General features: G+C 37.3%; 22 protein-coding genes, 1 pseudogene and 1 riboswitch. Of the genes and pseudogenes, 9 read left to right on the top strand and 14 right to left on the bottom strand.

Annotation, left to right across the window (positions count from 1 at the left end):
• Positions 1 to 68: 68 nt before the first annotated feature.
• The 6 genes from xerD to LGQ02_RS08050 all read right to left on the bottom strand — a co-directional run bounded on the left by xerD (position 69) and on the right by LGQ02_RS08050 (position 4,633).
• Positions 69 to 959: a site-specific tyrosine recombinase XerD gene (gene xerD, locus LGQ02_RS08075; RefSeq protein ID WP_226517676.1), complete on the bottom strand. Its 891-nt coding sequence runs from the start codon at positions 957 to 959 to the stop codon at positions 69 to 71.
• Between the two features lie 19 nt (positions 960 to 978).
• Positions 979 to 1,209, bottom strand: a complete 231-nt coding sequence (locus tag LGQ02_RS08070) for a YqzK family protein (protein ID WP_226517675.1) — start codon at positions 1,207 to 1,209, stop codon at positions 979 to 981.
• A gap of 394 nt (positions 1,210 to 1,603) precedes the next feature.
• Positions 1,604 to 2,044 (bottom strand): ferric iron uptake transcriptional regulator, encoded by a 441-nt coding sequence (fur, locus tag LGQ02_RS08065; protein WP_226517674.1) that lies wholly within the window; start codon positions 2,042 to 2,044, stop codon positions 1,604 to 1,606.
• Between the two features lie 117 nt (positions 2,045 to 2,161).
• Positions 2,162 to 2,800, bottom strand: coding sequence for a stage II sporulation protein M (spoIIM, locus tag LGQ02_RS08060; RefSeq protein WP_404802414.1), 639 nt, complete (start codon positions 2,798 to 2,800; stop codon positions 2,162 to 2,164).
• A 91-nt stretch (positions 2,801 to 2,891) separates the two neighbouring features.
• Positions 2,892 to 4,079 (bottom strand): endonuclease Q family protein, encoded by a 1,188-nt coding sequence (locus tag LGQ02_RS08055; protein ID WP_226517672.1) that lies wholly within the window; start codon positions 4,077 to 4,079, stop codon positions 2,892 to 2,894.
• A gap of 11 nt (positions 4,080 to 4,090) precedes the next feature.
• Positions 4,091 to 4,633, bottom strand: a complete 543-nt coding sequence (locus tag LGQ02_RS08050) for an NUDIX hydrolase (RefSeq protein ID WP_226517671.1) — start codon at positions 4,631 to 4,633, stop codon at positions 4,091 to 4,093.
• Positions 4,634 to 4,765: 132 nt separating this feature from the next.
• On the opposite strand from LGQ02_RS08050, the pseudogene mciZ reads away from it, so the two are divergent.
• A pseudogene (gene mciZ, locus LGQ02_RS21460) lies at positions 4,766 to 4,838 on the top strand (Z-ring formation inhibitor MciZ); the annotation flags it as partial.
• A gap of 16 nt (positions 4,839 to 4,854) precedes the next feature.
• Here the strand turns inward: mciZ and LGQ02_RS08040 are convergent.
• Positions 4,855 to 5,952, bottom strand: coding sequence for a DUF3866 family protein (locus LGQ02_RS08040; RefSeq protein ID WP_319003518.1), 1,098 nt, complete (start codon positions 5,950 to 5,952; stop codon positions 4,855 to 4,857).
• A 511-nt stretch (positions 5,953 to 6,463) separates the two neighbouring features.
• Between LGQ02_RS08040 and LGQ02_RS08035 the strand changes: the two genes are divergently transcribed.
• A complete protein-coding gene (locus LGQ02_RS08035) occupies positions 6,464 to 7,378 on the top strand; it encodes an aldo/keto reductase (protein WP_226517670.1) in 915 nt (304 codons plus the stop codon).
• 41 nt (positions 7,379 to 7,419) lie between these two features.
• Here the strand turns inward: LGQ02_RS08035 and LGQ02_RS08030 are convergent, their stop codons facing one another.
• Positions 7,420 to 8,076: a TlpA disulfide reductase family protein gene (locus tag LGQ02_RS08030; RefSeq protein WP_226517669.1), complete on the bottom strand. Its 657-nt coding sequence runs from the start codon at positions 8,074 to 8,076 to the stop codon at positions 7,420 to 7,422.
• Positions 8,077 to 8,288: 212 nt separating this feature from the next.
• On the opposite strand from LGQ02_RS08030, the gene LGQ02_RS08025 reads away from it, so the two are divergent.
• From LGQ02_RS08025 to LGQ02_RS08010, 4 genes are all read left to right on the top strand, one after another.
• Complete coding sequence (locus tag LGQ02_RS08025) at positions 8,289 to 9,122, top strand: undecaprenyl-diphosphate phosphatase (RefSeq protein WP_226517668.1); 834 nt, start codon at positions 8,289 to 8,291, stop codon at positions 9,120 to 9,122.
• A 111-nt stretch (positions 9,123 to 9,233) separates the two neighbouring features.
• Positions 9,234 to 10,271, top strand: coding sequence for a permease (locus tag LGQ02_RS08020; protein WP_226517667.1), 1,038 nt, complete (start codon positions 9,234 to 9,236; stop codon positions 10,269 to 10,271).
• Between the two features lie 15 nt (positions 10,272 to 10,286).
• Positions 10,287 to 11,270 (top strand): TIGR03943 family putative permease subunit, encoded by a 984-nt coding sequence (locus LGQ02_RS08015; protein WP_226517666.1) that lies wholly within the window; start codon positions 10,287 to 10,289, stop codon positions 11,268 to 11,270.
• Positions 11,271 to 11,836: 566 nt separating this feature from the next.
• Positions 11,837 to 13,534, top strand: coding sequence for a multicopper oxidase domain-containing protein (locus tag LGQ02_RS08010; protein WP_226517665.1), 1,698 nt, complete (start codon positions 11,837 to 11,839; stop codon positions 13,532 to 13,534).
• A gap of 126 nt (positions 13,535 to 13,660) precedes the next feature.
• On the opposite strand, the gene LGQ02_RS08005 is transcribed toward LGQ02_RS08010, so the two are convergent.
• Positions 13,661 to 14,188, bottom strand: coding sequence for a PTS sugar transporter subunit IIA (locus LGQ02_RS08005; RefSeq protein ID WP_404802386.1), 528 nt, complete (start codon positions 14,186 to 14,188; stop codon positions 13,661 to 13,663).
• A 222-nt stretch (positions 14,189 to 14,410) separates the two neighbouring features.
• Positions 14,411 to 14,512: riboswitch (purine riboswitch) on the top strand.
• Between the two features lie 163 nt (positions 14,513 to 14,675).
• Between LGQ02_RS08005 and LGQ02_RS08000 the strand changes: the two genes are divergently transcribed.
• Together LGQ02_RS08000 and LGQ02_RS07995 are read left to right on the top strand one after the other, a co-directional pair.
• Positions 14,676 to 15,269: a xanthine phosphoribosyltransferase gene (locus tag LGQ02_RS08000; RefSeq protein WP_226517664.1), complete on the top strand. Its 594-nt coding sequence runs from the start codon at positions 14,676 to 14,678 to the stop codon at positions 15,267 to 15,269.
• A 72-nt stretch (positions 15,270 to 15,341) separates the two neighbouring features.
• Positions 15,342 to 16,859: an NCS2 family permease gene (locus LGQ02_RS07995; protein WP_226517663.1), complete on the top strand. Its 1,518-nt coding sequence runs from the start codon at positions 15,342 to 15,344 to the stop codon at positions 16,857 to 16,859.
• Between the two features lie 612 nt (positions 16,860 to 17,471).
• On the opposite strand, the gene LGQ02_RS07990 is transcribed toward LGQ02_RS07995, so the two are convergent.
• The 5 genes from LGQ02_RS07990 to LGQ02_RS07970 form a co-directional block, all read right to left on the bottom strand.
• Positions 17,472 to 17,639, bottom strand: coding sequence for a hypothetical protein (locus LGQ02_RS07990; RefSeq protein WP_226517662.1), 168 nt, complete (start codon positions 17,637 to 17,639; stop codon positions 17,472 to 17,474).
• A gap of 309 nt (positions 17,640 to 17,948) precedes the next feature.
• Complete coding sequence (locus LGQ02_RS07985) at positions 17,949 to 18,584, bottom strand: FMN-dependent NADH-azoreductase (protein ID WP_226517661.1); 636 nt, start codon at positions 18,582 to 18,584, stop codon at positions 17,949 to 17,951.
• 81 nt (positions 18,585 to 18,665) lie between these two features.
• The gene (locus LGQ02_RS07980; protein WP_226517660.1) at positions 18,666 to 18,815 is read right to left on the bottom strand and encodes a hypothetical protein; all 150 of its coding nucleotides are present in this window, start codon (positions 18,813 to 18,815) and stop codon (positions 18,666 to 18,668) included.
• A 413-nt stretch (positions 18,816 to 19,228) separates the two neighbouring features.
• Complete coding sequence (locus LGQ02_RS07975) at positions 19,229 to 19,858, bottom strand: histidine phosphatase family protein (RefSeq protein WP_226517659.1); 630 nt, start codon at positions 19,856 to 19,858, stop codon at positions 19,229 to 19,231.
• A 449-nt stretch (positions 19,859 to 20,307) separates the two neighbouring features.
• Positions 20,308 to 21,183, bottom strand: a complete 876-nt coding sequence (locus LGQ02_RS07970; protein ID WP_226517658.1) for a Cof-type HAD-IIB family hydrolase — start codon at positions 21,181 to 21,183, stop codon at positions 20,308 to 20,310.
• Positions 21,184 to 21,336: 153 nt separating this feature from the next.
• On the opposite strand from LGQ02_RS07970, the gene LGQ02_RS07965 reads away from it, so the two are divergent.
• Complete coding sequence (locus LGQ02_RS07965) at positions 21,337 to 22,821, top strand: phytoene desaturase family protein (protein WP_226517657.1); 1,485 nt, start codon at positions 21,337 to 21,339, stop codon at positions 22,819 to 22,821.
• Positions 22,822 to 24,091 lie beyond the last annotated feature (1,270 nt).

Raw genomic sequence — 24,091 nt, 5'->3', positions numbered from 1 at the left:
AATTCAATCGGTAAGAAATATCGTGGTCTGAGGTCAGACCTCTTCATCCGAAAAAATAGAGCTAATGATTATGCTCTAGGATGATATTGAGAATAAACATCTTTCATTCTCGCTTTCGTAACATGTGTATATATTTGTGTTGTAGAAATATCGGCATGACCTAACATCTCTTGAACAGCTCTCAAGTCAGCACCATTCTCTAATAAATGCGTTGCAAATGAATGACGTAACGTATGAGGAGTTAGTTCCTTTTCAATCTTTGCATCTCTTGTTAACTGTTTAATTATCTTCCAAAAACCTTGCCTAGACATTTGTTGTCCGCGGTGATTTACAAACAATATTTCATGACGTTGCTTTTTTGTAAGTTCAGGACGGCTATTTTGTAGATAATCGTCCAATGCCTTTGTAGCAACACTTCCTAAAGGAATGATTCTTTCTTTATTCCCTTTTCCTATACAGCGAATAAATCCCATTTGTAAATGAATATCAGACAGTTTTAATTGGCAAAGCTCAGAAACACGGATTCCCGTAGCATATAACAGTTCCAGCATCGCTTTATTTCGTATGCTTAAGCTTGTACGTTCGATTGGTGACTCAAGGAGCGCCTCAACTTCTTTAGGTGATAATATTTTCGGGAGCTTCTTTTCGGCTTTCGGCATTTCAATATGTACAGATGGGTCAGTTGTTACAGCACCTTCCCTTAATAAAAATTGGTGAAAAGACCGAATAGATGATAACGTTCTCGCAGTTGTTGTCGATGCTCTACCTTGCTCTTTAAGATGATACAAATAATGTAAAACAGATTCTTTCGTAATTTGTGAAACATTTGTTTTCTCTTCTACTTGTTTCATATATTGAATATAACTATTCAAGTCTCTTTTATAGGCTTCTGTTGTATTTTTTGACAAGCCTTTTTCTACAACCAAATAATGAATATAATCTTGAACGGAGTCTTGCAATCTCCCACCACCTTTTCTTCTATTCGCCGTGATTAAGAAAGATTCGTAAGCGCTCCCAAGAATGTAACGAGTCTTCGTCCATTTGCTGATGATGTACCTTCACTGCTCTTCCTTTCGGTTCATCATAACGATGGTAATTTTTATACTCTTCACTTACCCATAGAATACCATAATAAAATACGACTGTGCACCCTATGAACATAAAAAACACCCACAAAGCTTGAAAAATTGAACGGAGTCCTCTCATCATTAACCCTCTCTTTAACATATTATATTAAAGAGTATGACAAGCGGGTCCCATTCTATACTATTTTTCATAGAATTCATGGCAAAAAAGTAGAAAAACAGTCTGTCCGAAAAACAATGTGAACAATTTATGAAACTTTTAAGAAGTGAGCCAATTTCATAATTCGCCTCATTAAATTTGATGACAGCTTCTGAATTTGATTTTTTTTAACATTTGCATTTTCACTTGTATCGCAGTTGAAATACACTTCGCTTTCACCTCTAGGCACAAGTGCGACCTCCGTTCATGCTTCACTTCGTTTGCATTCCCGGTGTCTTCTTTGCACCCCGGGGCACGGCTTCAGCTAACTTTGGAAAAAATAAAAACCTTACTTATTCTTAAAGCAAGGTTTTTACTTTCATTGGCCATTACAACGGTGGCAAACGCCATGAAACGTTAAACGGTGGTCTTTAATCTTGAACTTCCACTGCTTTTCTACAACTCTTTCTACATCTTCTAATAAATCTTCTTGTATTTCATCGACTGATCCACATTCAATACAAACGAGGTGGTGGTGAAAATGGGTTGCCCCTTCTTGACGTAAATCGTACCTCGATACACCATCTCCGAAGTTAATTTTATCGACAACGTTCAGTTCGGTTAGTAATTCTAACGTCCGGTAGACAGTAGCAAGACCAATTTCTGGGGACTTCTCCTTCACGAGCATATAAACATCTTCGGCACTTAAGTGATCCTCTTCATGTTCTAACAATACACGTACAGTAGACTCCCGCTGTGGAGTTAATTTATAGCTCTGCGAATGAAGCTGCTTTTTAATTCTTTCAATTCTTTGTTCCATCTTATGTCCCCCCCAAAAAGCCATATACAACCTATATTATACTCCTTGAGAAAAAACGGTGTCAAATGAGAATCGTTATAAAAAGAATTTTATAAACACTATTAATAAATAATCATTTTAATTAATCCAACTGAAGATGAATTGCATGACAGTCGGGGAAACATATGCTTCATACAAAGAAACGAGAGCAACAGATGCTCCAGTAACCAATAAAAAGATCGAATAAGAAATAAAATATTGAAAAATTGGTTCATACCCTCTTTTTGTGATTTGTTTCCAGATTTTAAGTGAAAATGCCGTTGCAACCGTTGCAACTACCACAAAGATAGGGATTAATATAATGTTTTGCGGAAAAACTGTCGCAAATGATAATAAGAATCCGTCAAATCCCATTTGGTTAACAAGAAAGCCAACTGTAAAGCCGACAACAAGCCCTTTTATAAATAATAAGATAAAAATGACTGGTACACCAATTACTGATAGCCCTAAAAACCACATGAGCCCTAAATATTTCCCATAGTGTGCAAAGCTTTGCGTAAACATTTCCGTTGAACTCGCAAATTCTCCTTGTTCAACTTGTCCAAAAAAAAGGCTCAAATACGCGTACAAATCATTTTTTTGAGCGAAGCTTAAACTATTAACGATTATAGCACCGAAAATAACCCCCATAAATAAGAGGACAATCGTAAATAAATAGATCGCTTTATTCTCTTCCACATGGTTATTTATGGTTCGATAGAAGACATTTCTTTGCATCATACAATCTCCGCCCCTTCATTAAATCATATCTATCACAGTCTATGATTTTAACGAGGGAGCTATGACATGTTTCATAGATTTTACATTTTCACTTTTTTATTTTTCCGTATGTTCCTCCGCCACCCTCTACAAATGCGAGGGTACCTGCTCTTGCATTCAATATATCATTTGCGATTTTTTGAGGGATTACCTCTATTAACTGTTCAATTGGAACTTCGTGGAGAACGGCCATTTCAGAGTGAAAAGCTTGTATCAGCTTATTAACAGTTTTCGGCCCGCAGCCAGGTATAAACTCTAGTGGTACTTGGTGTTTATACGGAGGTCGTTGTATACACTTTTTTAGTTTGGAACTGTCTATACTAAATCGCTGAAGGTCCGAAAGTTCTGTAATCCTTTCAGAAACCCCTTTAATTGTTCCAGATGTATGACCGTTAGGACACTTCTCGTTTTTTAACGGAGTGCTACACACCTTACATGTTGTCGAATAATATTTTCCTAAACGAGGGTTTAACCCAACATTTTTCACTATTCGATGATTTTCTCGACCATCAATTGCTTTTTTTATCGCTTCAAATGAAGAAGATGAGGATCGAATCAGTTGGTGTTCTCTTCCTAACTTTTGCAATGAGTGTGCGTCAGAATTAGATAAATAAGGGAACTGTGTTAACTCTATGAGTTCATCTGCCATATATGTATCAGAACTTAACCCTAATTCCACCGCATCGATCATGGAATGATCAAATACTTCTGTTAAAGATACTTTGACTCCTTTACCGTACATACTCTTAAAAGGAGTAAAGACATGTGCTGGTATGAACCAGCCGTGATGTTCCTTAACTTTTGTTTGTAGTTCAATCCCGCTACAATACAGTCTTTGTGAGCTTAATTGGATATTTTTTAAATACGTTTGACACCACGCTGAAAAGTCAGCCATGTCGTTAACAGTAGGAAAATAGCATAAAACATGGATTGGACCAGAAGAATATTCATCGTAAATCTCCAGTTCAGCTCCTAAAATTAGCGTCACCTGCTCCTTATAGCGAATTCCACCACCAGCAAGCTCATATGCATACCCAGCATCGATTAATTCACTCATTTCTTCAAGGACTTCAGGGGACTGGGCATCAATAATCCCAATAATATCGATCCCTTTTCTAGTGATCGACTCTTCCAAAATATTCGTTAAGGTCAATTTATCCGAAGCTGTTATTTTAACGGCATTCCCATTAAACGTTCTCCCTATATGAACATGAAGATCCATATAATACGTTTTCACTCATACACACCTTATTTCATTTTGTTTTTTAACTGCCAATATTGAACAGCAAACACCGTTTTTGCATCATGTATTTCTTGTTGTTCTACCATTGTTAATGCTTCATCTAACGTGACTTCCATTTTTTCTACGAATTCATCCTCATCAGTTCCGGCAATCCCTTCTGATAGACCTTCAGCTAAAAACAAATGAATGCATTCATCTGCAAATCCTGGACTCGTGTAAAAAGATCCTAAAGATACCCAGTTTTCCGCAATTTCCCCTGTTTCTTCTTCAAGTTCTCTTTTTGCACATTCGAGGGGATCTTCACCTTTTTCAAGTTTCCCTGCTGGAATCTCTGCTATCACTTTTTCCAGCGGTTTTCGGAATTGCTTCACTAATATAAGCTTCCCTTCTTTCGTAAAGGCAATGACTGCCACTGCTCCTGGATGATAAACGACTTCTCTTTTACTTTCTTTTCCATTTGGTAATTTCACATCATGCACTGACAAATCTATGATCCGTCCAGAATAAATCGATTCTTTCCTTATTGTTTCTTCATTTAAATGCTTCATATACATCCTCCAGTTCTGATTTTCTTCTATTTAACATACTCATGAACTATTACAAATGCTGATGAAAGTATATCAGAGAGCACCAATGGTTTCACGTAATGATTCATTTCATCTATTAGAAGGAGGGGTTTAATGAAAATGTACAGAAGACCGAAAGGATTCATCCTTGTCGGAAAAGCATGGGAAGTTCGTGAATATTTAAAGCAAACGTCAAAAACGCACTATTTCGTACACGAACTATCATCTCTATCATTAACAAGCAAATCAACTGCTGCTGCTATACCTAGGAAAAAGAGAGGGTCTTGATCAAGTGTCCGCCCCATCGATTTGATAGGAAATGGTGCATCTTTTTGTACCTTACGTAATAACGGAAATAAGAGTGATTCATCTCTTTTTATCACTGTAATATTCGGTTTATTTTCTATCATCTTCATATCTTTTTCCAACAACTGATTACTATATTCACCATAAGGGAGCGGTAGTAATTGGTTGCCATAAGTAAGTTCCGTTAAAGGGGTTAATGTATGATGACTTATTCCGTGATGCCTCGACCGCTCCTCTACTTCTGATAACCTCGGCACCCAGACTGGGACTCCATGAAATGAGCGAACTAAGTTTGCCCAGTCCGCCTGAGCAATCCCACTAAAGCCATATGTTGAATTTGTCCCTACTACCCCAGGACCTAATGTGATAAGTGTAGCTGCTTTACGGTTCGTTTCCATCACATATTGCAATGCAGTGATAATATTTACTGCCTCCACTTGGCCCCCAAATGCTTGACCTGTCGTAATTGAAAGAAATGACTTTTGCTCATGTAAAAAATGTAGATGATCACTCATCATAAGTGGTAATGAAGCCTCGTCACTAATAATTGTAACGAGCGAGTGATCATAGTTGTATTGACGTAACAACAGCCACACAACAGGAACTATACTATGCAACTCTCCGATTAAAACCTTCTTGCCCTGTAAATCTAATTTCTTTTGAAAAAAGTGGTGGTCATTACTTTCTGGGGCCTCAACGGAATAAATCGAATGTTGGTCACTTAAATAACGGGCTTTCATAATATGTCCTTCTTTATTTTGTTTGATCACACAATGATTTTTCTCCCTTTCGATAGAACGAGTAATGTCCCAGCCACCTGTTCCAAGCTTTAAATTAGTAGCTGTTGTGTTAACAGTGATTTTCTCACCAACATTTACACTGCCGAGTAGTCTTTTGTATATGAGAGCTCTTCCGCATCCACCATCCGTTTTCACTTTAATAACCTCATTGGTCTCATCAATAATACTAATGACTTCAACTTTTTCTTCAGACAACAAAACACTCACCACCTTTATATGACAAACGTATTCAAAGGGAGTAAGTTCATGTCATGATCTTTCTTTGTTTTTAATGCGTCATTACTCTTCTCTGAAAATAGACAATATCTATAAGGGACAACTATTTTAATCAACTACGGTATTTGATATTCATTCGCTACAGTACCTCTCGCTTTCCGCGGACGTGCCGTCGAGCCTCTTCGACTTGTAGCTATTCATGTTGATTCATTCTTGTCTGCGGGGTCTCACCTGGCCCGTTCTTCCGCTGGAGTCTCGCGTACTAGCGCTCACTATAACTCGATTCTTACGCTTACTTCCATCAGCAATGTTGCGAAAATAACTTCTCATGGATGTCTATCCTGAATAAAATCCAGTTATCTTCGGCTAGGCTACTAAAAAACATTTGATAAGAGTCCTTGGCCTCATCTTCGGCACCCCGTTTTGTTTGGAGAGACGAATGAACTTCCTTTATAATCAGTGATAATGAAGAAAAGAGAGGTGGCATAAAATGAAGAAAAATCAATTAGGCAACTCTTCACTATATGTTTCAGAGATTGGTTTCGGGTGTATGTCTCTTGGCGATAATCACGAAGCAAACGAAGCACTCATTCATAAAGCGATTGACAATGGCATTAATTTTTTCGATACAGCAGACTTATATCAATTCGGCTTTAATGAAGAATCTGTTGGTAAGGCAATAAAAGGAAAGCGCGAAGACATCATCCTCGCCTCAAAAGGTGGAAATGAATGGGGAGAAGAAATTGACGGGTGGCGTTGGAACCCCTCGAAACAACACTTGAAAAGTGCAGTGAAAAATTCATTACAACGATTAAACACTGATTACCTAGATTTGTATCAGTTACACGGTGGAACAATTGACGATCCAATTGATGAGACAATTGAAACATTCGAAGAGCTTGTTCAAGAAGGGGTCATCCGTTATTACGGCATCTCATCAATCCGTCCTAATGTGATTAAAACCTTTTTGGAAAAATCGAATATCATAAGTGTGATGATGCAATACAGCCTTCTAGATAGACGTCCTGAAGAATGGTTTGATTTGTTAGATCGCCACAATGTTTCTGTTATTGCACGAGGGCCAATGGCTAAAGGGCTACTTACATCCAACTATAAACAGAAATTAACTGAAAAAGGGTTTTTATCTTACTCAGAAAGTGAATTAACGAAACTTATTCCAAAAATTCAAAGCATCGCTGAAGAACATGGGTATACGGTTGAAGAACTCGCCATCCGTTATACAGTTAAAAACTCAACAATTGCAACAGCAATCCCTGGAGCAAGTAAGTTGAATCAACTAGAAGCAAACATTGCTGCAGCAAATTCCTCTCCACTTGACGAGAGCATTATGAGGCAAATCAATGAAGTTTTAAAATATGACACATATGATAAACACCGAAACTAAAGGTGAAGACACTTGAAAAGCCGCCATTACGGCGGCTTTCCTTATGTTCCTTCTTCATATAGTTGAATCGCTTGTTCATAATAATCTTCTAACATTTCATACGTTAGATGTCCACGGTGTCTTAAAGAGACTCTTCCATCAGGATCAATGATATATGTCATTGGCATGTAGAGAACTTCGTAATCATTTAATACTTTTCCATCAACATCCATTAAATTTTTAAAAGGGATTTGAAAATCTTCTATAAATTGTTCGGCATCTCCTTCATTTCTTTCTGCGGTCGTTATATTGATGCCGACAACATCAACATTACCTTTAGGAGAATAATCTTCATGAAACTTAATTAAATCTGGCATTTCTTCACGACAAGGTGGACACCATGAAGCCCACATGTTTAAAACAACAAATTGGCCTTGAAAGTCAGAGAGCTGAACTTCATCCTCTTCATCAAACAGTTTGAGCGAGAAATTGTTTGCCAACATCCCAGGGGAAACTCCTATTTCATCTTTCTCTACATATTCTGCTTCTTCATACTCTGCCTCTCCAGTACGTTCGTCACCTGCAGTATCGTAGTAATTATTGAGTTGTTCATCAATATTAGGACTCGATGCACGATCTTCGTATATAATATATCCACCGATTGTAATAGCGGATAGAAAAATAATGATCGTTAAGATTTGTTTTAACTTCACTTTCATTCTCCCCCCTCATTAAACGAGTATATATCTTTTCATTTTTAAAGAAAATTGCTTTCACTTTTTATTCACAATATTATTTTATGAAGAATGATCATATTCAGTCATTGTGTTGTCTGTTCTTTTCAACATATTACCACATATCATAGTACTAAGAAGTTTATTTGTAAAACGATTAAACACTTATATCTCTTGACGAAGAAAGGAAGATCCACGTGACACTCATTGAAGCTATTATTTTTGGAATTGTCCAAGGAATCACTGAATTCCTACCTATTTCAAGTACTGCACATATTGTTATTACTCAACTTATTTTTGGTTACACCTTCCCTGGACTAGCCTTCGAAATTATCTTACATCTCGCATCTGTCCTCGCGGTCGTATTATTTTTTTGGCGTGATTTATGGAGGGTAGTTAGTGGGTTTTTCCGATTCATAATAAAACGTCATATAGAGGATCGTACGTCCTTTTATTTTGGAACCTACATTCTTGTTGCTACCGTTATCACTGGTGTCTTAGGTAAAACTTTAAGTGACATGACGGCTGAATCAATCAAAACGCCTCCATTTATTGCAGCATCATTAGCAATTACTGGACTTGCCCTAATTTTTATTGAACGTTTCCATCGTACAGGGTCTAAAACAGAAGAAACAATGACTATTTGGGACTCGGTCATCGTTGGATTCGGACAAACTTTAGCGGTCATTCCAGGCATTTCAAGGTCTGGTTCCACATTAGTCGTCTCATTATTAGCTGGTTTAAATCGTGAAACTGCTGTTCGTTATTCATTCTTATTAGCAATACCTGTTATTTTAGGATCGACTGTTCTAGCTATCGAAGACTTCTCTGCAGAGATGCTTTCATATATTGGTACAACAAATTTAATCGTCGCTTTTTTAGTTACGTTTTTCTTTTCGTTAATTGGAATTATTTGGCTCATACAATTTTTAAAGAAAAGTAAACTCATTTACTTCGCCATCTATTGCTTTGTCGTTGCTATTCTTGTTTATACAATGATCGATCCGAACACGATCATGGATGTCGAATAGGCACTTAATTTGTATTACAAAAACTTAACAATTCCACTTCTCTAATTTACGACTACTATTTATTCTGCTAAAATGTGAAACAGTGAAAAGTCCGTATTAGAGGAGATCATCATGAGTTCAGAAAACCGTAATTTAATAGGAAAAGACTTACTCGGCATAGCCTTGTTATCTTTGTTTTTAATATTATTTTTAATGAGTGACAGGTTAAATGATAGTGAACAATTAAATAATCTACCGAGTGCGTGGATTAACGTAAATACGATATTTTTAAGTATTGTCATTGAAGCGATTCCATTTATTCTACTCGGCGTTTTCGTATCGTCACTTATTCAGATTTACGTTAAAGAAGATACGATTCAACGATTTTTACCAAAGAACGCTATTGCTGCATTATTTCCAGCAGCAATGTTAGGTGCAATTTTACCTTTTTGTGAATGTGCGATCGTTCCAATTGTAAGACGATTAATAAAAAAAGGGATGCCACTTCATGTCGGTGTTGTTTTCTTAGTAGCAGCACCTATTTTAAACCCGATTGTTTTCGCTTCTACGTTTTTCGCGTTTCGAAGTGAGCCAACGAACACGATTTTATATTCACGAATGGGACTTGCCTTTGTCTTATCCATTATTATCGGAGCAATATTATATGCTCTATTTAAAAACAATACCGAACAGTTAAGAGTAAACCCGAGACACGAACATCACGTCCATATTCATACTGAACCAATTAAGAAACCTTCTACACTAACAAAAGTGCGAGATACGTTTTACCACTCGGTAGACGAGTTTTTCTTAATGGGAAAATATTTAATATTAGGTGCTTTTATTGCAGCTTTATTCCAAACATTCTTAGACCGAAACATCTTACTTACAATTGGTTCTAATGAATATTCATCTGTCATTGTGATGATGGTATTTGCTTATTTACTCTCGTTATGTTCTGAAGCAGATGCGTTTGTTGCTTCATCATTTGGTAATCAGTTTACCGATCAGTCACTTGTCGCATTTTTAGTTTACGGACCAATGCTAGATTTAAAGAATACGTTTATGTTATTTGCATTCTTTAAAGCAAGATTTGTTATTGCCTTTATGATTACTGTTACCTTCGTCGTGTTTACCGCCGTTATGGTATTGTTTGGCGTTATTTTGTAACAAGGAGTGTTTTCATTGAAAAAATATGATCATTCATTTCATGCCTATATACAAGGGACAATTTTGATAGGATTTGCACTTTTGATATTAGGTCTGATCATTTCAGGAAATATCGTTTATTATATCGCACCAACGATGATGCCGTTTATCTACTTTGCGCTAGTTGTATTTTTCTTGCTTGGCTTACTTCAAGTGTTCCGCAGTACGAAAAAAGATAGTGGACATGAACACGGTGAAAGTTGTAACTGTGAGCACGACCATCGAATCCCTGGACCATCATGGGTAAAGGTCGTTATTTACAGTGTTTTCATTTTACCTATTCTATCTGGATTTGTTTTGCCTGATAGAATGTTAGATAGTTCTATCGCTGCTAACCGCGGTATCCAGTACGGCTCAGGTTTATTTACGAAGCCTGTCCCTTCTCAACCTGAAGAAACGAGTGAAGCTGATTCGTCCGAGACATCACGTGCTGAAGCGTATTTAGAGGATCCAGATGAATATATTAGTAATTTAGAAGCTAGTGAATCTGGCGCTGATTTTGATGCAGAAGAGCATTATACAATTGAAGACTTTTATGACCAGGAATGGTTTGATGAATATTATATCGAACTAGCAGAAGAACTCGAAGAACAAGATGTAATTACCGTTACAGAAGATAACTACTTAGATATTATGACTGTACTCGATTTGCACCTTGAACAGTTCGAAGGAAAAAAGCTTGAAATTATCGGTTTTGCTTATCGAGAACCAGACTTTGAAGATCATCAACTCGTTGCTGCAAGATTTTCAATGACGTGCTGTACAGCAGATGCTGCAATATATGGAACATTAATTGAATCTGAAGATGCGAAAGAGTTTGAGGAAGATACGTGGTTCTATGCGATGGGAACGATTGAAATCCAAGAGTATAATGGGTACAAGCTTCCAGTATTAGTCGATAGCTATTTACACGAGGTTGAAGAACCGGATACTCCGTATGTATATCCAAGCTTTAGATAAACCCAAATATAAAAAGGCTTTAGAGGACACCCTCTAAAGCTTTTTATATTCACAGCTTGGATATCTCATTTTTACGAAAACGACACCATTCCGTTGACCTCAGTTTCACACTTTGAACATTTAGGTTTTATTTTTAAAACACGTCTCCCTCCAATTAAGCTATTATTCAAATAGTATTTAAACTACTCTCTCACTTCCCCCTAATACAGCCTTAAAACATGCTTCTCAGAACTACACCTTTTCTAACAAAAACAAAGATTTTATCTTGTCAACATACTTAAGAACATGGTGTGAACAAAAGCACTTCAGTGATGTACATCACTATAAGTATAAATACAGTTCTTTATACTTAATTTAACAGAATATTTTTTATAATCGGTATACAGAGTAGGAAGAGTCGTCATTTAGACATTGGACAGTCTGCATCTAGATTTTTCCTCGCAACAACAAAGCTCTGTGAGCACATGCCACCGGTTCTCCAACTTTTTTGAGCATTACTACAAGGCACGTCGTGACTCATGAACACTAAGTTAATGGATCTAAAAGTATGTAAAGGAGGTATTATCGTGTTTTTATTTAAAAAACTATTGATCACGGTAATAACACTTGGGTTGATCTTTGTTTCTGTAACTCCTCTCACACAACCAACTTACGCTAATGACATGGAGGATTATGAAAACCTTGTTAACGATCTAGAAGAAAAGTCTCAAACGCTTGACCCAAATGAGATCATGAAAGCATTTCAAAGTGGCAACATTGATAGTGACATGAATTTACAATCTAGTCCTTTAGTAGCAACGAATAACGAAAACGAAGATGAAGAACAATCGGTTGAAGTCATTCAATCACTCAGTAATGATTCAGAATTACCACCCACTAGTTTTGTTGATCAAAATGTTAAAGTGGATGTAAAGTTCTCATTAACGTTGCAAGAAAGTGATGTTTATTTAGGTGGCAATGTCGTCTACAGTGGGTTTACAATCGACAATAAACTCCCTGGACCTACTCTCATTGTAAATGAAGGGGATATTGTTGAATTAGAAGCAATAAATACGGGAGATGTCCCTCACGGTATGTCCATTCATGCTGCTTATACACAAACGTCAAAATACCTTGGTCAACTAAAACCTGGTGAAACAAAAAGTGCCAAATTTAAAGCATCCTACCCTGGCGTATATATGTACCATTGTGCACCTGGAGGACACGCAATTCCGATGCATACATTGTTCGGACAATACGGTATGATTGTTGTTCTCCCAGATGATGGCTATGAACTTGAAAAGTCAGGGGATGAACCGGACTTAGAGCTCTTTCTAATTCAAAATGAAGTATATGAGACAGGTACGGATTCTGTGAAAGAAGATCCACTGTATGTAATGTTCAACGGGAAAAACTTCCGATATGTTGAAGATCCGATAAAAGTGCATCCTGGCGATAATGTTCGCATTTATTTTCTTAACATTGGCCCAAATATTATGTCTACTCTACATGTAGTTGGAGGGATATGGGACCACGTTTATTGGCAAGGTCACCCTGATAATAAAATGACGGGTGGGCAAACTGTTTTAGCTGGCCCTTCAGACTCTTGGGTCATTGATTGGAGAATACCTGAGGAAGAAGGAACGTATTTGTTTGTTACTCACGCTTTTGGTAGCGCTACCAGAGGGGCAATCGGTGCCTTTGATGCAAGCTGGGATTATACGGAGGATGAACTAGATCGTGAAATTTTAGCGGATGGTCCAGAATACTCAGAAGAAGAAATGGCCCAAAAGCGTGAAAATGCTGTTCGTGTTGTAAACCCATATGCGCCAACCGAACATACTGAACCTATTGTTATTGAACCAGGGCAGAATAAAGTATCGGTTAACATTTTAGGGAACTCATACGATGCCCCCGTTTTAAAAGTCCCTGTTGGAACTGAAGTAGAGTGGACGAATGAAGATGTCTTTCCTTATTTGGATGGAGAATATACAGGAAAGCATGATGTATTTGTCACATCAGGTCCTGAGAGATTCTCTTCTGAAATGTTAGTGCATGCTGAGAAATTTAGCCATACCTTTGAAGAAGTCGGTGAATATGAATATATATGTACAGCGCACCCGTATATGGTCGGTAAAGTCATCGTCTATGAACCTGAATTAGAAGAGGCTGCTGGTGCTTCTCCTTGGCTTTACGCAACGATCCCTCTAGCTATTGCAGGTCTAGTTGCTATCCCATTTGCTCTTAGAAGAAAAAAACCAGAAAATCTGGATCAAGCTAGTTAACAATTAATGATTCAGATAATAGCAGGAGCATGTAGTATTAAACAACTTAAATATTAAATGTCATATAAAAAACGCATGAAATTTTCAGTAAAAAAATTTCATGCGTTTTAGTATTAGTAAAGCATTTTATTTTACAGTTACTGTCATTACTGTCGTTTCACCAGCCGTTGCGTCTGTTCCTTCTTCTTTTTCAACTGATTCTACTGCATCACCATTTGTAATGATGACAGGTGTAATTGTACTTTCTGCTTTCTCTTCTACAAGGCTCATATCAAACTCAATAAGCTTGTCACCTTTTGCCACTTTATCACCTTGTTCAACAAAAGCTTTGAAACCTTCACCTTGCATATTCACTGTTTCAATACCAATATGGATCAAAATTTCCACACCATTAACTGTTTTTAACCCAACCGCATGCTTCGTTGGAAATAGTTGAACAACTTCTGCATGTACAGGTGCGACAACCGTCCCATTCGTTGGTTTTACTGCAATACCGTCTCCCATCATTTTTTCTGCGAATGTTGGGTCAGGTACTTCTGATAAAGGCACGACAGAACCAGTAAGTGGACTCGCTAACACATCTTTACCGTCTGCTTCTGGCATTTGCACTTCTGGTTTTTCTTTCTTATCTAATCCAAATAATTTTTTTAACATATTTATCACCTTTCTTTATCTTGTATGTACAAGTTGACAACGATACATAGTTTATACGAAAATCCTGTACTTGTAAATTCATTTCACTTTTTATCATGAAATTGTAACAAAAGATCATTGGAATAATTTTCTTAATAGCCGAACATTGTTTATAATTTTTATTTTTTTATTCGTAATTATGGTTGCACCTCCTCATTTCTATGTTATAATCAATCCTAAATTAATAATTTGAATTTGCACACTCGTATAACTGTGAGGATATGGCTCACGAGTCTCTACCAAACAACCGTAAATTGTTTGACTACGAGTGAAGGATCTCTCATCAATCATATTTCGTACTGTTATAATTCCACATTCGAGAATTGGATATGTACGTGATATTCCCGTATTGTTTTTATGATTAAACTCGAGATGGTCGTTCACTCATAGTTGAACGGCGGTTTCGAGTTTTTTTGTATTTAAAATGAAGTTATTGGAGGAAAACATCATGAAAGCTTTACAAGAAGAGATCTTACAACGTGGAATTGTTTTATCTGATGGCGTATTAAAAGTCGATAGTTTTTTAAATCATGCCATTGATCCAAACTTAATGACAAAAATCGGTGAAGAGTTCGCCCATCGTTTTAAAGACGAAGGGATTACAAAAATTATCACGATCGAATCATCAGGCATCGCACCCGCTTTAATGACTTCCATACAATTACAAAGCGACCTTGTTTTTGCTAGAAAACGTAAATCACTAACTATGCTTGATCAATTGTATACCGCGAAAGTATATTCATTTACGAAACAACAATATAGTGAAATTTCAATTTCAAAAGAATTTTTACAGCCATCAGATAACGTCTTAATCATTGATGACTTTTTAGCAAATGGCCAGGCTGCCCTAGGATTAATTGATATTGTCAAGCAAGCAGGAGCAACAGTCGCAGGACTTGGCATTGTGATTGAAAAATCATTCCAGCCAGGGCGAGAGATGTTAGAAAAAGAAGGGTACCGTATTGAATCTTTAGCAAGAATTGCATCATTAAGCGATGGAAAAGTCACATTCACTTCTAAAAAAGAGCGGGTGACTCAATAACAACTCAACTCTGACTGGTAAGTAACTCATATTAGAAAATCACAAAATTTCATGTATAAAGGAGCGTACACGATGTCCGAAAAGTCCGTTGTTTATCCACTCTTTAAAAAAGAAGATACTGATGCATTTTTTGCCTTATTTCAAAATAACTTAGCTAACTTTGTCATCATCGCAGTTGCAATGTTAGGTCTTGGCTTTCCTGCCAGCCTAGTATTTGGGAAAGTCATTCCTGGGGCCGCTGTCGCCGTTATTTTTGGGAACTTATATTATGCATATATGGCTAAGCGACTAGCAAAGAAGGAAAATCGCACAAATGTTACTGCTATGTCATACGGGATAAGTACCCCTGTCATGTTCGTCTTTTTATTTGGGGTTTTATTACCTGCTCATACGTTAACTGGTGATCCAGAACTAGCTTGGAAAATTGCTTTAGCTGCAGCGTTCATTAGTGGTTTAATTGAACTATTAGCGAGTTTTACAGGAAACTGGATTCAACGTAACTTACCTCGTGCAGCAATGCTCGGTGCATTAGCTGGGGTCGCGATCACATTTATTGCTGGTGAAATGTTATTTAATACACTCGAAATGCCTGTAGTTGGACTTTTTGTTTTAGCTGTTATTTTAGTCGGGATCGTTGGAAAAGTAGCACTCCCTTTCCGCATTCCTGCTTCTCTTTTTGCAATTATTATCGGTACTGGTCTTGCGTTTACTTTAGGTTATGTCGAAATCGGAGCAATTAGTGAAGGACTTAGTCATTTAGGTTTTTATCCTATTTTGCCGTCGCTTGCTGTGCTTGAAGGGTTCCAATACTTATTTGGTGGTATGATTGCACTCCTTGCAGTCATTTTACCAATTACCATTTATAATGCAGTTGAAACAATGAATAACGTTGAAGCAATGGCAGCAGAGGGCGATTCTTATGATGTACGCGAGTGTCAAGCAGTTGATGGTGTTGGAACGATGCTCGGAGCTGCTTTTGGTGGGTTGTTTCCAACGACCGTTTATATTGCGTCAGTCGGTGCGAAATCCATGGGAGCTGGCCAAGGGTATAGTCTGTTAAACGCAGCGGTTTTCGCCTTCGCTGCAATGACAGGTATTATCGCTGCTTTGTCTGCAATGATTCCAATTGCAGTTGTTGCTCCAATCCTTGTATACGTCGGGATTGCGATGGTCTCTTCTGCCTTTGCGAAAAACGAAAAGAAATACTACCCAGCCGTTGCGATTGCAATGCTTCCATACTTTGCAAATTATTTAATGACTAGGTTTGATGGTGCTGCTCCAGAAGCAGTTGCCGATATCTCTTCTGGAATTGTTCCATTAGGTGAGGGTGCGATGTTTACAGCAATCTTGCTAGGAGCCATCACTGTCTTTATTATTGATCACGAGTTTCATAAAGCTGCGGTTTTCTCTAGTATTGCCGCATTTTTAAGTTTCTTTGGCTTCATGCACGCACCAGAATTAGCATTTGGAGCCGCTGTTGATTTTGCAATTGGTTATGTTCTCATCGGTGGATTTTTCGCTGCCTTTTACTTAAAAGAAGCGAGTGTTCAAGCAAAAGAAAATAAAACAAATGAAGTAACCGCTGCATAAATATTTTAATGTGAAAAATGAGCTTGGATGTTTTCCAAGCTCATTTTTTTTACAATTTAGTCGAAAACAATATGGTATTCTGGAACTTTCAGAGAATCATCCGAAAGTTTTAATACATAACTACAGGAAACGATTCGCTGTAAATTAATTCTTTTTCTAACTCCAACTGAATTGCTCTTAAATAACCTTTCCCTTCATTTACATAACCGTATCTTTCACATGTTGAATAAGGCTATTGAAAATATAGAAGCTACGTTCCATCATAATAATTCTCTTAGTACCTGTATAAATATAGCTTAACTGTTCCGGGTTTAATTGTTCATGAAAAAAGAGAATATCACCCCAAACTTCATTTTCCGTTCACTCTAGGCATCAAATTCGTTCGACGATCGGTTCGGTTTATGGCTCACCAATGATAAATCGGTCCGGACAATTTAAATAAATGGTATTTTCATATTTTTTGAAGTTAAAACTTTATCCTGCAATTCCTACTAACGCTTTCCCTTGAAATTCTAGTAATTTTAATAAGGCCTTTTGCAAGACCCTCCCCCACCTTTTGAACTAGAAATTGCTTGCTCGCTCTATCTATATTCTCTTTCAGCCCAATCACTTTTACGATGATTCTCTTTCATAATCTAGTCGCTTTTGTTCTAATGCGATTTTTTCTCTTTCTAATTTAATTTGTTCTAATTTCACTTCATGTTTCTTTTTCGTTTCATAAAAACCGTAGCCAATAAGACCAATAAAGAGAATCGCCATTAATAAGAAAAATTCTATCATTATTGTCACTTCCTTCAAGAACATCTTTTGTTTTTTAATTTGAATGAATCTCTAACTCAAAATATGATGCCAAATTCCGAATGGTGAGTGTGAACTTCACTTCCAAATAAAACGTACATTTAATGATAAATTTATAATATCATTCGTTTCATTGCGCAAAAAATGAAATTGATTCATTTATATGAATATTTTAACATTATTTCCTTTTTAATAAAGCTTCTGAAGATTATTTAGATCCTGAAATATACTTCAATGTACTTTCACATAAAAAAAGAACAAACCGCGTCGGTTAGTTCTTCAATGTATCAATTAAAATGTATGAGCAAAGTCTTTTGCACGTGCAATTGCATCATCTTTTATTTCTTGTGCTTTATCAGGCATTGCTGCATGTCCTTCTACAAAGATCCCTTCAAACGAAGGCACCCCGAAAAACTGCATGACGATGTCCAAATAACGATGACCCATTTCCAACTGTGCTGCAGGACCTTCTGAGTAAATCCCCCCACGTGCTTGAATATGTAATGCTTTTTTATCTGTTAATAGTCCTACTGGTCCTTCTTCTGTATATTTAAATGTTTTACCAGCAACCGCCACTGAGTCAATGTATGCCTTCATAATTGGTGGGAAAGAGAAATTCCATAACGGGGTAACAAACACATATTTATCTGCTGAGATAAATTGATCGCATAGCTCTGATAGTCTCCCAACTTTTGTTTTTTCCTCGGTTGAAAGGTCTTCAAATCCTTTCCCTGTTTGGAGTTTGCCCCAACCACTAAATACATCCGCATCAATATAAGGGATGTCTTCTTTATAAAGATCAAGGTGGATAACCTCATGAGAAGAATTTACTTCTTTATATTGATCAATAAATGCTTTTCCAACAGCCATACTAAAAGATTCTGTGTCATCATGAGGATGAGCTGTGATGTACAATACTTTTGTCATAACTTTTCTATTCCTTTCAATTAAAATCCCGCTTTAGTTTTTTCCATTTCTGAAAATCTATTGGAAAGACGGTAGATGACTTTAAGATTTCATTTCATCTGCTAAAAAAGGGTTCCCACTAATATTTTTTCTCATGTCATCTGTCAGTTGAACCGTTTCATGGCTTTGGTCATTAATTAACTGTTCACTATTTTGATAACTACCGTCAAAATGCATTGGCTTATTTTCCATATGTACCACCTCCACAAAAATAGTTTAACCATGGGTGTTTGTATATATTTAATGAAATTTAATTTCTCACTTTTATAAATCAATTTCATAACTCAAAATAAGATGGGAAATTTCGAATGATGAGCGTGAACTTCACTTCAGACTGCGCCGATCCTCCGGGAGTCGCCGTCTTTAGTTACGTTCACTTCCAAATAAAACGTACATTTAATGAAAATTTATAGTGTATGTTCAAAAAGAAGGATAAAAAGGACCGTGTCGGTACTTAGTCGAAGATCTCCTTATCGATGTGTCATTTTTACCGGACTTTTTGAACATCCTCTTATAATATCATTCGTTTCATTGCCCAAAAAACGTAATTATGAAATTGATTCTTATAACAACGACTCGAATGTGGAGGATGGTCAATTTCTATTTTAACCAAGCATATTTGTTAAGTTCTCAAAGGATATATTTGCGACAACGTCGAATCCTTGCCCTTGACCATGGGGCTTCACCATGACTGTTCCCATATCAGGGATCGGACCGAATGCTACTCCTGGTGGAAAACTATGCCCAATGATTAACGTATTTGTTCCTTCTGGTGGAGGAGTTTCTAACATCGAACGGAACGTATTTAAGATCCTTTGTTGTTCTTGTGGACTTGGATTATAGCTTAACAAATATAGATCGAATAGAAACGGATTAACTTCATAATTTTCATCGCCAAATGCTAAGGAGGCTGTATCTATATTTCTGCAAAAAGGGCTCGTAATGACTGGATAATTGATTGGAATATCTAATGCTCGAAGAGTCTCTCCGTATGTTTCTGCTTGCCTTCTCCCTTCGTCAGAAAGGTTCCTTTGTGTCTCGCAATCTTGAAAAACCATTTGCTGTTGGTCCTGACCAACTGTTGCTTCAGCATGTCTTGCATATAAAACATATCCGCCTTCTTGAAGTCCATCTTGATCAGTTTGACGCTCTGTTTTATTGGATAATTTCTTATACTGATTTTCTGATACCGCCTGTTGACCGCTGAGCATGTGGTGCATATACAATTCGTGCATTTCCTTCACCTTCCTACTGTAAGTTCATGACCGGCAATATAATGTTATATGTATGTCATTCGCCTTGATGTGTAAAGGATAGGTGCCTATTTTTTGTGAAATTGGAATTCGAGACGGTGTTCTGTTCGGATAATTGGGCGCTTTTCTATCGCGGTGTTTTGGTTTTTACATCACTCTCTATGATTATTCTGCTTTTTCTTTGATTTGTTCGTCACTATCTTTAATTTGTTCATCACTCTCTCGATTTGTTAAACACTTTTCTCTTTTTGTTCGTCACTTTTGGAATTTGTTTTGCTTCACTTACTTGCGACTTTCCTCTTTTACTTGCGATTTCACTCGTTTACTTGCGACTTTTCTCAATATACTTGCGAGTTCCGCGATTTACTTGCGCTATGCTACATGAAAAAACAGCAGTCCATTTTGAACCGCTGTTTCAGATGAAGAAATCATTATTTTGTTTTATTTTCTAATACGCGGTAAATGGCTTTAGCAACCCCGTCGTTTGTATTCTTATCTGTGACTTCATCACATAGCTCTTTTATCTCATCTTCTGCATTTCCCATTGCAACGGAAAGTCCTGCTACTTCCATCATTGACACGTCGTTAAAGTTATCACCTAACACCATCGTTTCAGAAAGATCAACACCATATGTTTCTGCCATGATTTTTAAGCCGTTGCCTTTTGTCGCTTCTTTATGATTAATTTCTAAGTTCTCCTTACCTGAAGCACTCACATCAACATTGACAGCTTCTACAAGTCGCTTTCGAGCACGGTCTCTTTTTCCATGATCTTCTGAAAACGCTAAGATCTTAAAAAGCTCACAATTTTCATCTTGTAATAGGTTGTCATAGCTTGTTGTTTGATTGATTGCCCCTTCTTCAAAACGCCTTTCTGCTAAGCTTCGTACTTGATCGTAAGAACCAAATTCACCTGTACTCATGAGAAGATCGACGATGACGTCTAACCCGCGCTTTGAATCATCTGTATACGCACCTTTTGTTGTATATATTTCATAATATACACCCTCTTCTTCAAGGATTTTCTTCATATCCTTAAATTGATGATAAGTTAGTGTTTGTTGATGAATGACTTCTCCATCTTCTTTTCGTAAATCAGCGCCATTAACATTAATTAACGGTAACCGTAAGCTCGCTTCTTTAAGCGGAGCAATTGCTTCAGTGTAATCTCTACCTGTAGCAACCATCACATGAATGCCTTTATCCATTGCTGCTTGTATTGCTTTTATATTTTCTTCTGATATATTTCGACCATCATTTAATAATGTTCCGTCCATATCTGTTGCAATTAATTTAATGTTTTTCATGACTGAATTCTCCCTTGTTTAATCATTCACAATGTATGTTACTTTAATCAGATTTTCGTTTCAACCAATTAAACCTATAGATAGAGTCACCCCTTTGTGATGAAATGAATCGTTTTTGTGTAGGCTAATAACCAAAAAAGGCAGGATATAAATATGGTGAAGAGCAATAGTCGTGTCATAATCATTGGTGGTGGGCTCGGCGGACTATCGGCAGCGATTCGATTGCAACATGCCGGCTTTCAAACAACACTTTTAGAAAAAAATGAAGTTGTTGGTGGAAAGCTTCATGAAGTCCGCCTTGGTTCTTATCGATTTGATTTTGGCCCGAATATCATAACAATGCCGAACGTTTTCAAATCTGTTATTTCACAATTAGGTGAGAACCCTGACACATATTTTAAATTTATAAAGCTGGAAAAACATACGAAAAATTCGTTTTATGATGGATCACACTTATATTTTTCCTCCAATATTGATGAAATGAAAGAGCATTTATTTACTATTGATCCTTCTTCTGCTGATAACTATGATCAATATTTATTAAAAGTAGGGGAATTTTTTCTCCTTGCGCAAAAACATTTTTTACATCGTTCATTTTCTAGCTGGAAAAAATTCATGAACTTGCCATTAATAAAAGCAATGTCATCTGTCAAACCATTTCAATCGATGGACAAATTTCATCAACAGTTTTTTCGCGACGAACGGGTTAGAATGGCATTTAACAAATACGCTACATATATTGGTTCCTCGCCTTATACAGCACCTGCATCATTCGGTTTAATGGGACATTTGGAGCTAGGTGACGGCGTTTATTTTACAAAAGGAGGAAATTACGAGATTGTAAAAGGATTTGAGCGTGCAGCAAAAAATTTAGGCGTTGAAATTGTCACAAAGTGTGAAGTTAAGCGCGCTATAACAACAGGCGGTGTGATAAAACGAGTTGAAACAGAAAACGGTGACGTATATGAAGGAGATGTTTTCGTTTTAAACGGGGATTTACTTACGCAATACCCGAGACTCGTTGAAGAACGTGACCGAAAGTCATTTACGGATAAGAAAATCAGCAAATTGCCTCCATCTAGTTCAGCATTTGTGATTCTTGCAGGTGTAAAAACACGGTTTGACTTGCATCATCATCAGTTTTTTTTCAGTAAAGATCCGGTCAATGAGTTTCGGAAACTATTTGATGACCATACATACAGTGATGACATAAGCATTTACATTAGTACGTCATCAAAAACTTCTCAAGAGATGTCACCAGATGGCGATAACCTTAATATTCTTGTAAATGCTCCCCCATTAAGCGAACGAGACCCACATATTTCAAAGGAAGTGATGTGTGAACGTGTCTTTCATTTATTAAAAGGGCGTGGCCTTGATATGAAACCATACCTCCAGCAATTAAAAGTGATCGATCCACAGACGATTGAAAAACAGTTTCATGCGTTTCATGGTTCAATCGCAGGTATTGCTGCAAACATTAAGAAAAATAGTCTTTTACGTCCTTACAATCGTTCTCAAGACATTCGTAACTTATATTTCGTAGGTGGTAGTACTTACCCTGGTGCAGGATCTCCAATCGTCGTATTAAGTGGCAATAACGTCGCAGATGACATCATTAGAAACGATAAACGTTAATACCCCTATAAAGCTCACGAACTTCCAATAAAATTCCAGGTGCAACCTGGAATTTTATTGGATATTTATCATTATATATATGAATGAATTTCATAATTACGTTTTTTGCGCAGTGAAACGAATGATATTAAATGTACGTTTTATTTGTACTATCAGAATTTATAAATTTATGGTCGATAGATAAGTGCTTCTGCGCCGCTACGCTTGCTCGTCGCAGCTCGAAGGGATTTCGAGGAAGCCGTTGCTCGTTGCTCCTGCGGTTACTCGTCGCAGACTACGTGCCTCTTCCTCTTCAAGCACTTCTTGGAAGTTGATGCGTCGAGGCAGCTCGAAGAATATTCGGAGAAGCGAATGCTCGTTGCTCCTGCGGTTACTCGTCGCAGACTACGTGCCTCTTCCTCTTCAAGCACTTCTTGGAAGTTGATGCGTCGAGGCAGCTCGAAGAATATTCGGAGAAGCGAATGCTCGTTGCTCCTGCGGTTACTCGTCGCAGACTACGTGCCTCTTCCTCTTCAAGCACTTCTTGGAAGTTGATGCGTCGAGGCAGCTCGAAGAATATTCGGAGAAGCGAATGCTCGTTGCTCCTGCGGTTACTCGTCGCAACTCGACGTTTAATCATAGGAGTTGAGCTTGTGGCAACTAAGGCTTACTTCCACAGGAGGTGGTGACTTCGGCGTTGATCACAGGACGTGATCGATTGTAGTCGAAGTTCCTAATTAATGACTTGCACTAAAGCATAAGAGCTTCTAAGTAAGCACACTTCGCTTACTAAGAATCTCTTTAACGAAAAGCCAAGTTTTGTTTACACTATAAGAATGTATAAAATTTTAGCTAAGAAGCAATTTCGGCGTAGTGAAAATTTCTATGTGTATAGTTATGTTCACCGGCTAAATACCCGACATCCTGTCGGAACGCCGGTGTTAGCACGTCCTGTGCGTTACAACTACGCCTTTGTCTTCGCCTTAAAGGCTCGCCAATCGGCGAGTTTTCTTTAGAAGTGAACTTAACAAAAGACGGCGACTCCCGGAGGATTAGTGCAGTCTGAAGATCCACTTAGGCGAAGAGTTGTTGAACCTAAGTTAGCTGAAGACAAGCCCTCGGGAAAGCGTCCGTCTGAAGTGAAGTTCACACTCATCATTCGGAATTTCACATCATATTTTGAGTTATGAAATTGATTCATATAAATGATTGCGCCTTTTTGAAAATAACCGCATAATAAAAAGAAAAGTCATTATATTCTAATTCTTCCACTGTAAAGGAGTTTGATTGG

Origin of the sequence: Bacillus shivajii (assembly GCF_020519665.1) — a bacterium.
GTDB lineage: Bacteria > Bacillota > Bacilli > Bacillales > Salisediminibacteriaceae > Bacillus_CA > Bacillus_CA shivajii.
Note: the sequence above shows the minus strand (reverse complement) of the source record. Positions and strands in the feature narration are given on the sequence as shown.

Coding starts and splice junctions, on each gene's coding strand:
- LGQ02_RS08070 (WP_226517675.1), bottom strand. CDS start 1,209: ATGATGAGAGGACTCCGTTCAATTTTTCAAGCTTTGTGGGTGTTTTTT.
- fur (WP_226517674.1), bottom strand. CDS start 2,044: ATGGAACAAAGAATTGAAAGAATTAAAAAGCAGCTTCATTCGCAGAGC.
- spoIIM (WP_404802414.1), bottom strand. CDS start 2,800: ATGCAAAGAAATGTCTTCTATCGAACCATAAATAACCATGTGGAAGAG.
- LGQ02_RS08050 (WP_226517671.1), bottom strand. CDS start 4,633: ATGAAGCATTTAAATGAAGAAACAATAAGGAAAGAATCGATTTATTCT.
- LGQ02_RS08035 (WP_226517670.1), top strand. CDS start 6,464: ATGAAGAAAAATCAATTAGGCAACTCTTCACTATATGTTTCAGAGATT.
- LGQ02_RS08030 (WP_226517669.1), bottom strand. CDS start 8,076: ATGAAAGTGAAGTTAAAACAAATCTTAACGATCATTATTTTTCTATCC.
- LGQ02_RS08020 (WP_226517667.1), top strand. CDS start 9,234: ATGAGTTCAGAAAACCGTAATTTAATAGGAAAAGACTTACTCGGCATA.
- LGQ02_RS08005 (WP_404802386.1), bottom strand. CDS start 14,188: ATGTTAAAAAAATTATTTGGATTAGATAAGAAAGAAAAACCAGAAGTG.
- LGQ02_RS08000 (WP_226517664.1), top strand. CDS start 14,676: ATGAAAGCTTTACAAGAAGAGATCTTACAACGTGGAATTGTTTTATCT.
- LGQ02_RS07995 (WP_226517663.1), top strand. CDS start 15,342: ATGTCCGAAAAGTCCGTTGTTTATCCACTCTTTAAAAAAGAAGATACT.
- LGQ02_RS07990 (WP_226517662.1), bottom strand. CDS start 17,639: ATGATAGAATTTTTCTTATTAATGGCGATTCTCTTTATTGGTCTTATT.
- LGQ02_RS07985 (WP_226517661.1), bottom strand. CDS start 18,584: ATGACAAAAGTATTGTACATCACAGCTCATCCTCATGATGACACAGAA.
- LGQ02_RS07980 (WP_226517660.1), bottom strand. CDS start 18,815: ATGGAAAATAAGCCAATGCATTTTGACGGTAGTTATCAAAATAGTGAA.
- LGQ02_RS07975 (WP_226517659.1), bottom strand. CDS start 19,858: ATGCACGAATTGTATATGCACCACATGCTCAGCGGTCAACAGGCGGTA.
- LGQ02_RS07970 (WP_226517658.1), bottom strand. CDS start 21,183: ATGAAAAACATTAAATTAATTGCAACAGATATGGACGGAACATTATTA.
- LGQ02_RS07965 (WP_226517657.1), top strand. CDS start 21,337: ATGGTGAAGAGCAATAGTCGTGTCATAATCATTGGTGGTGGGCTCGGC.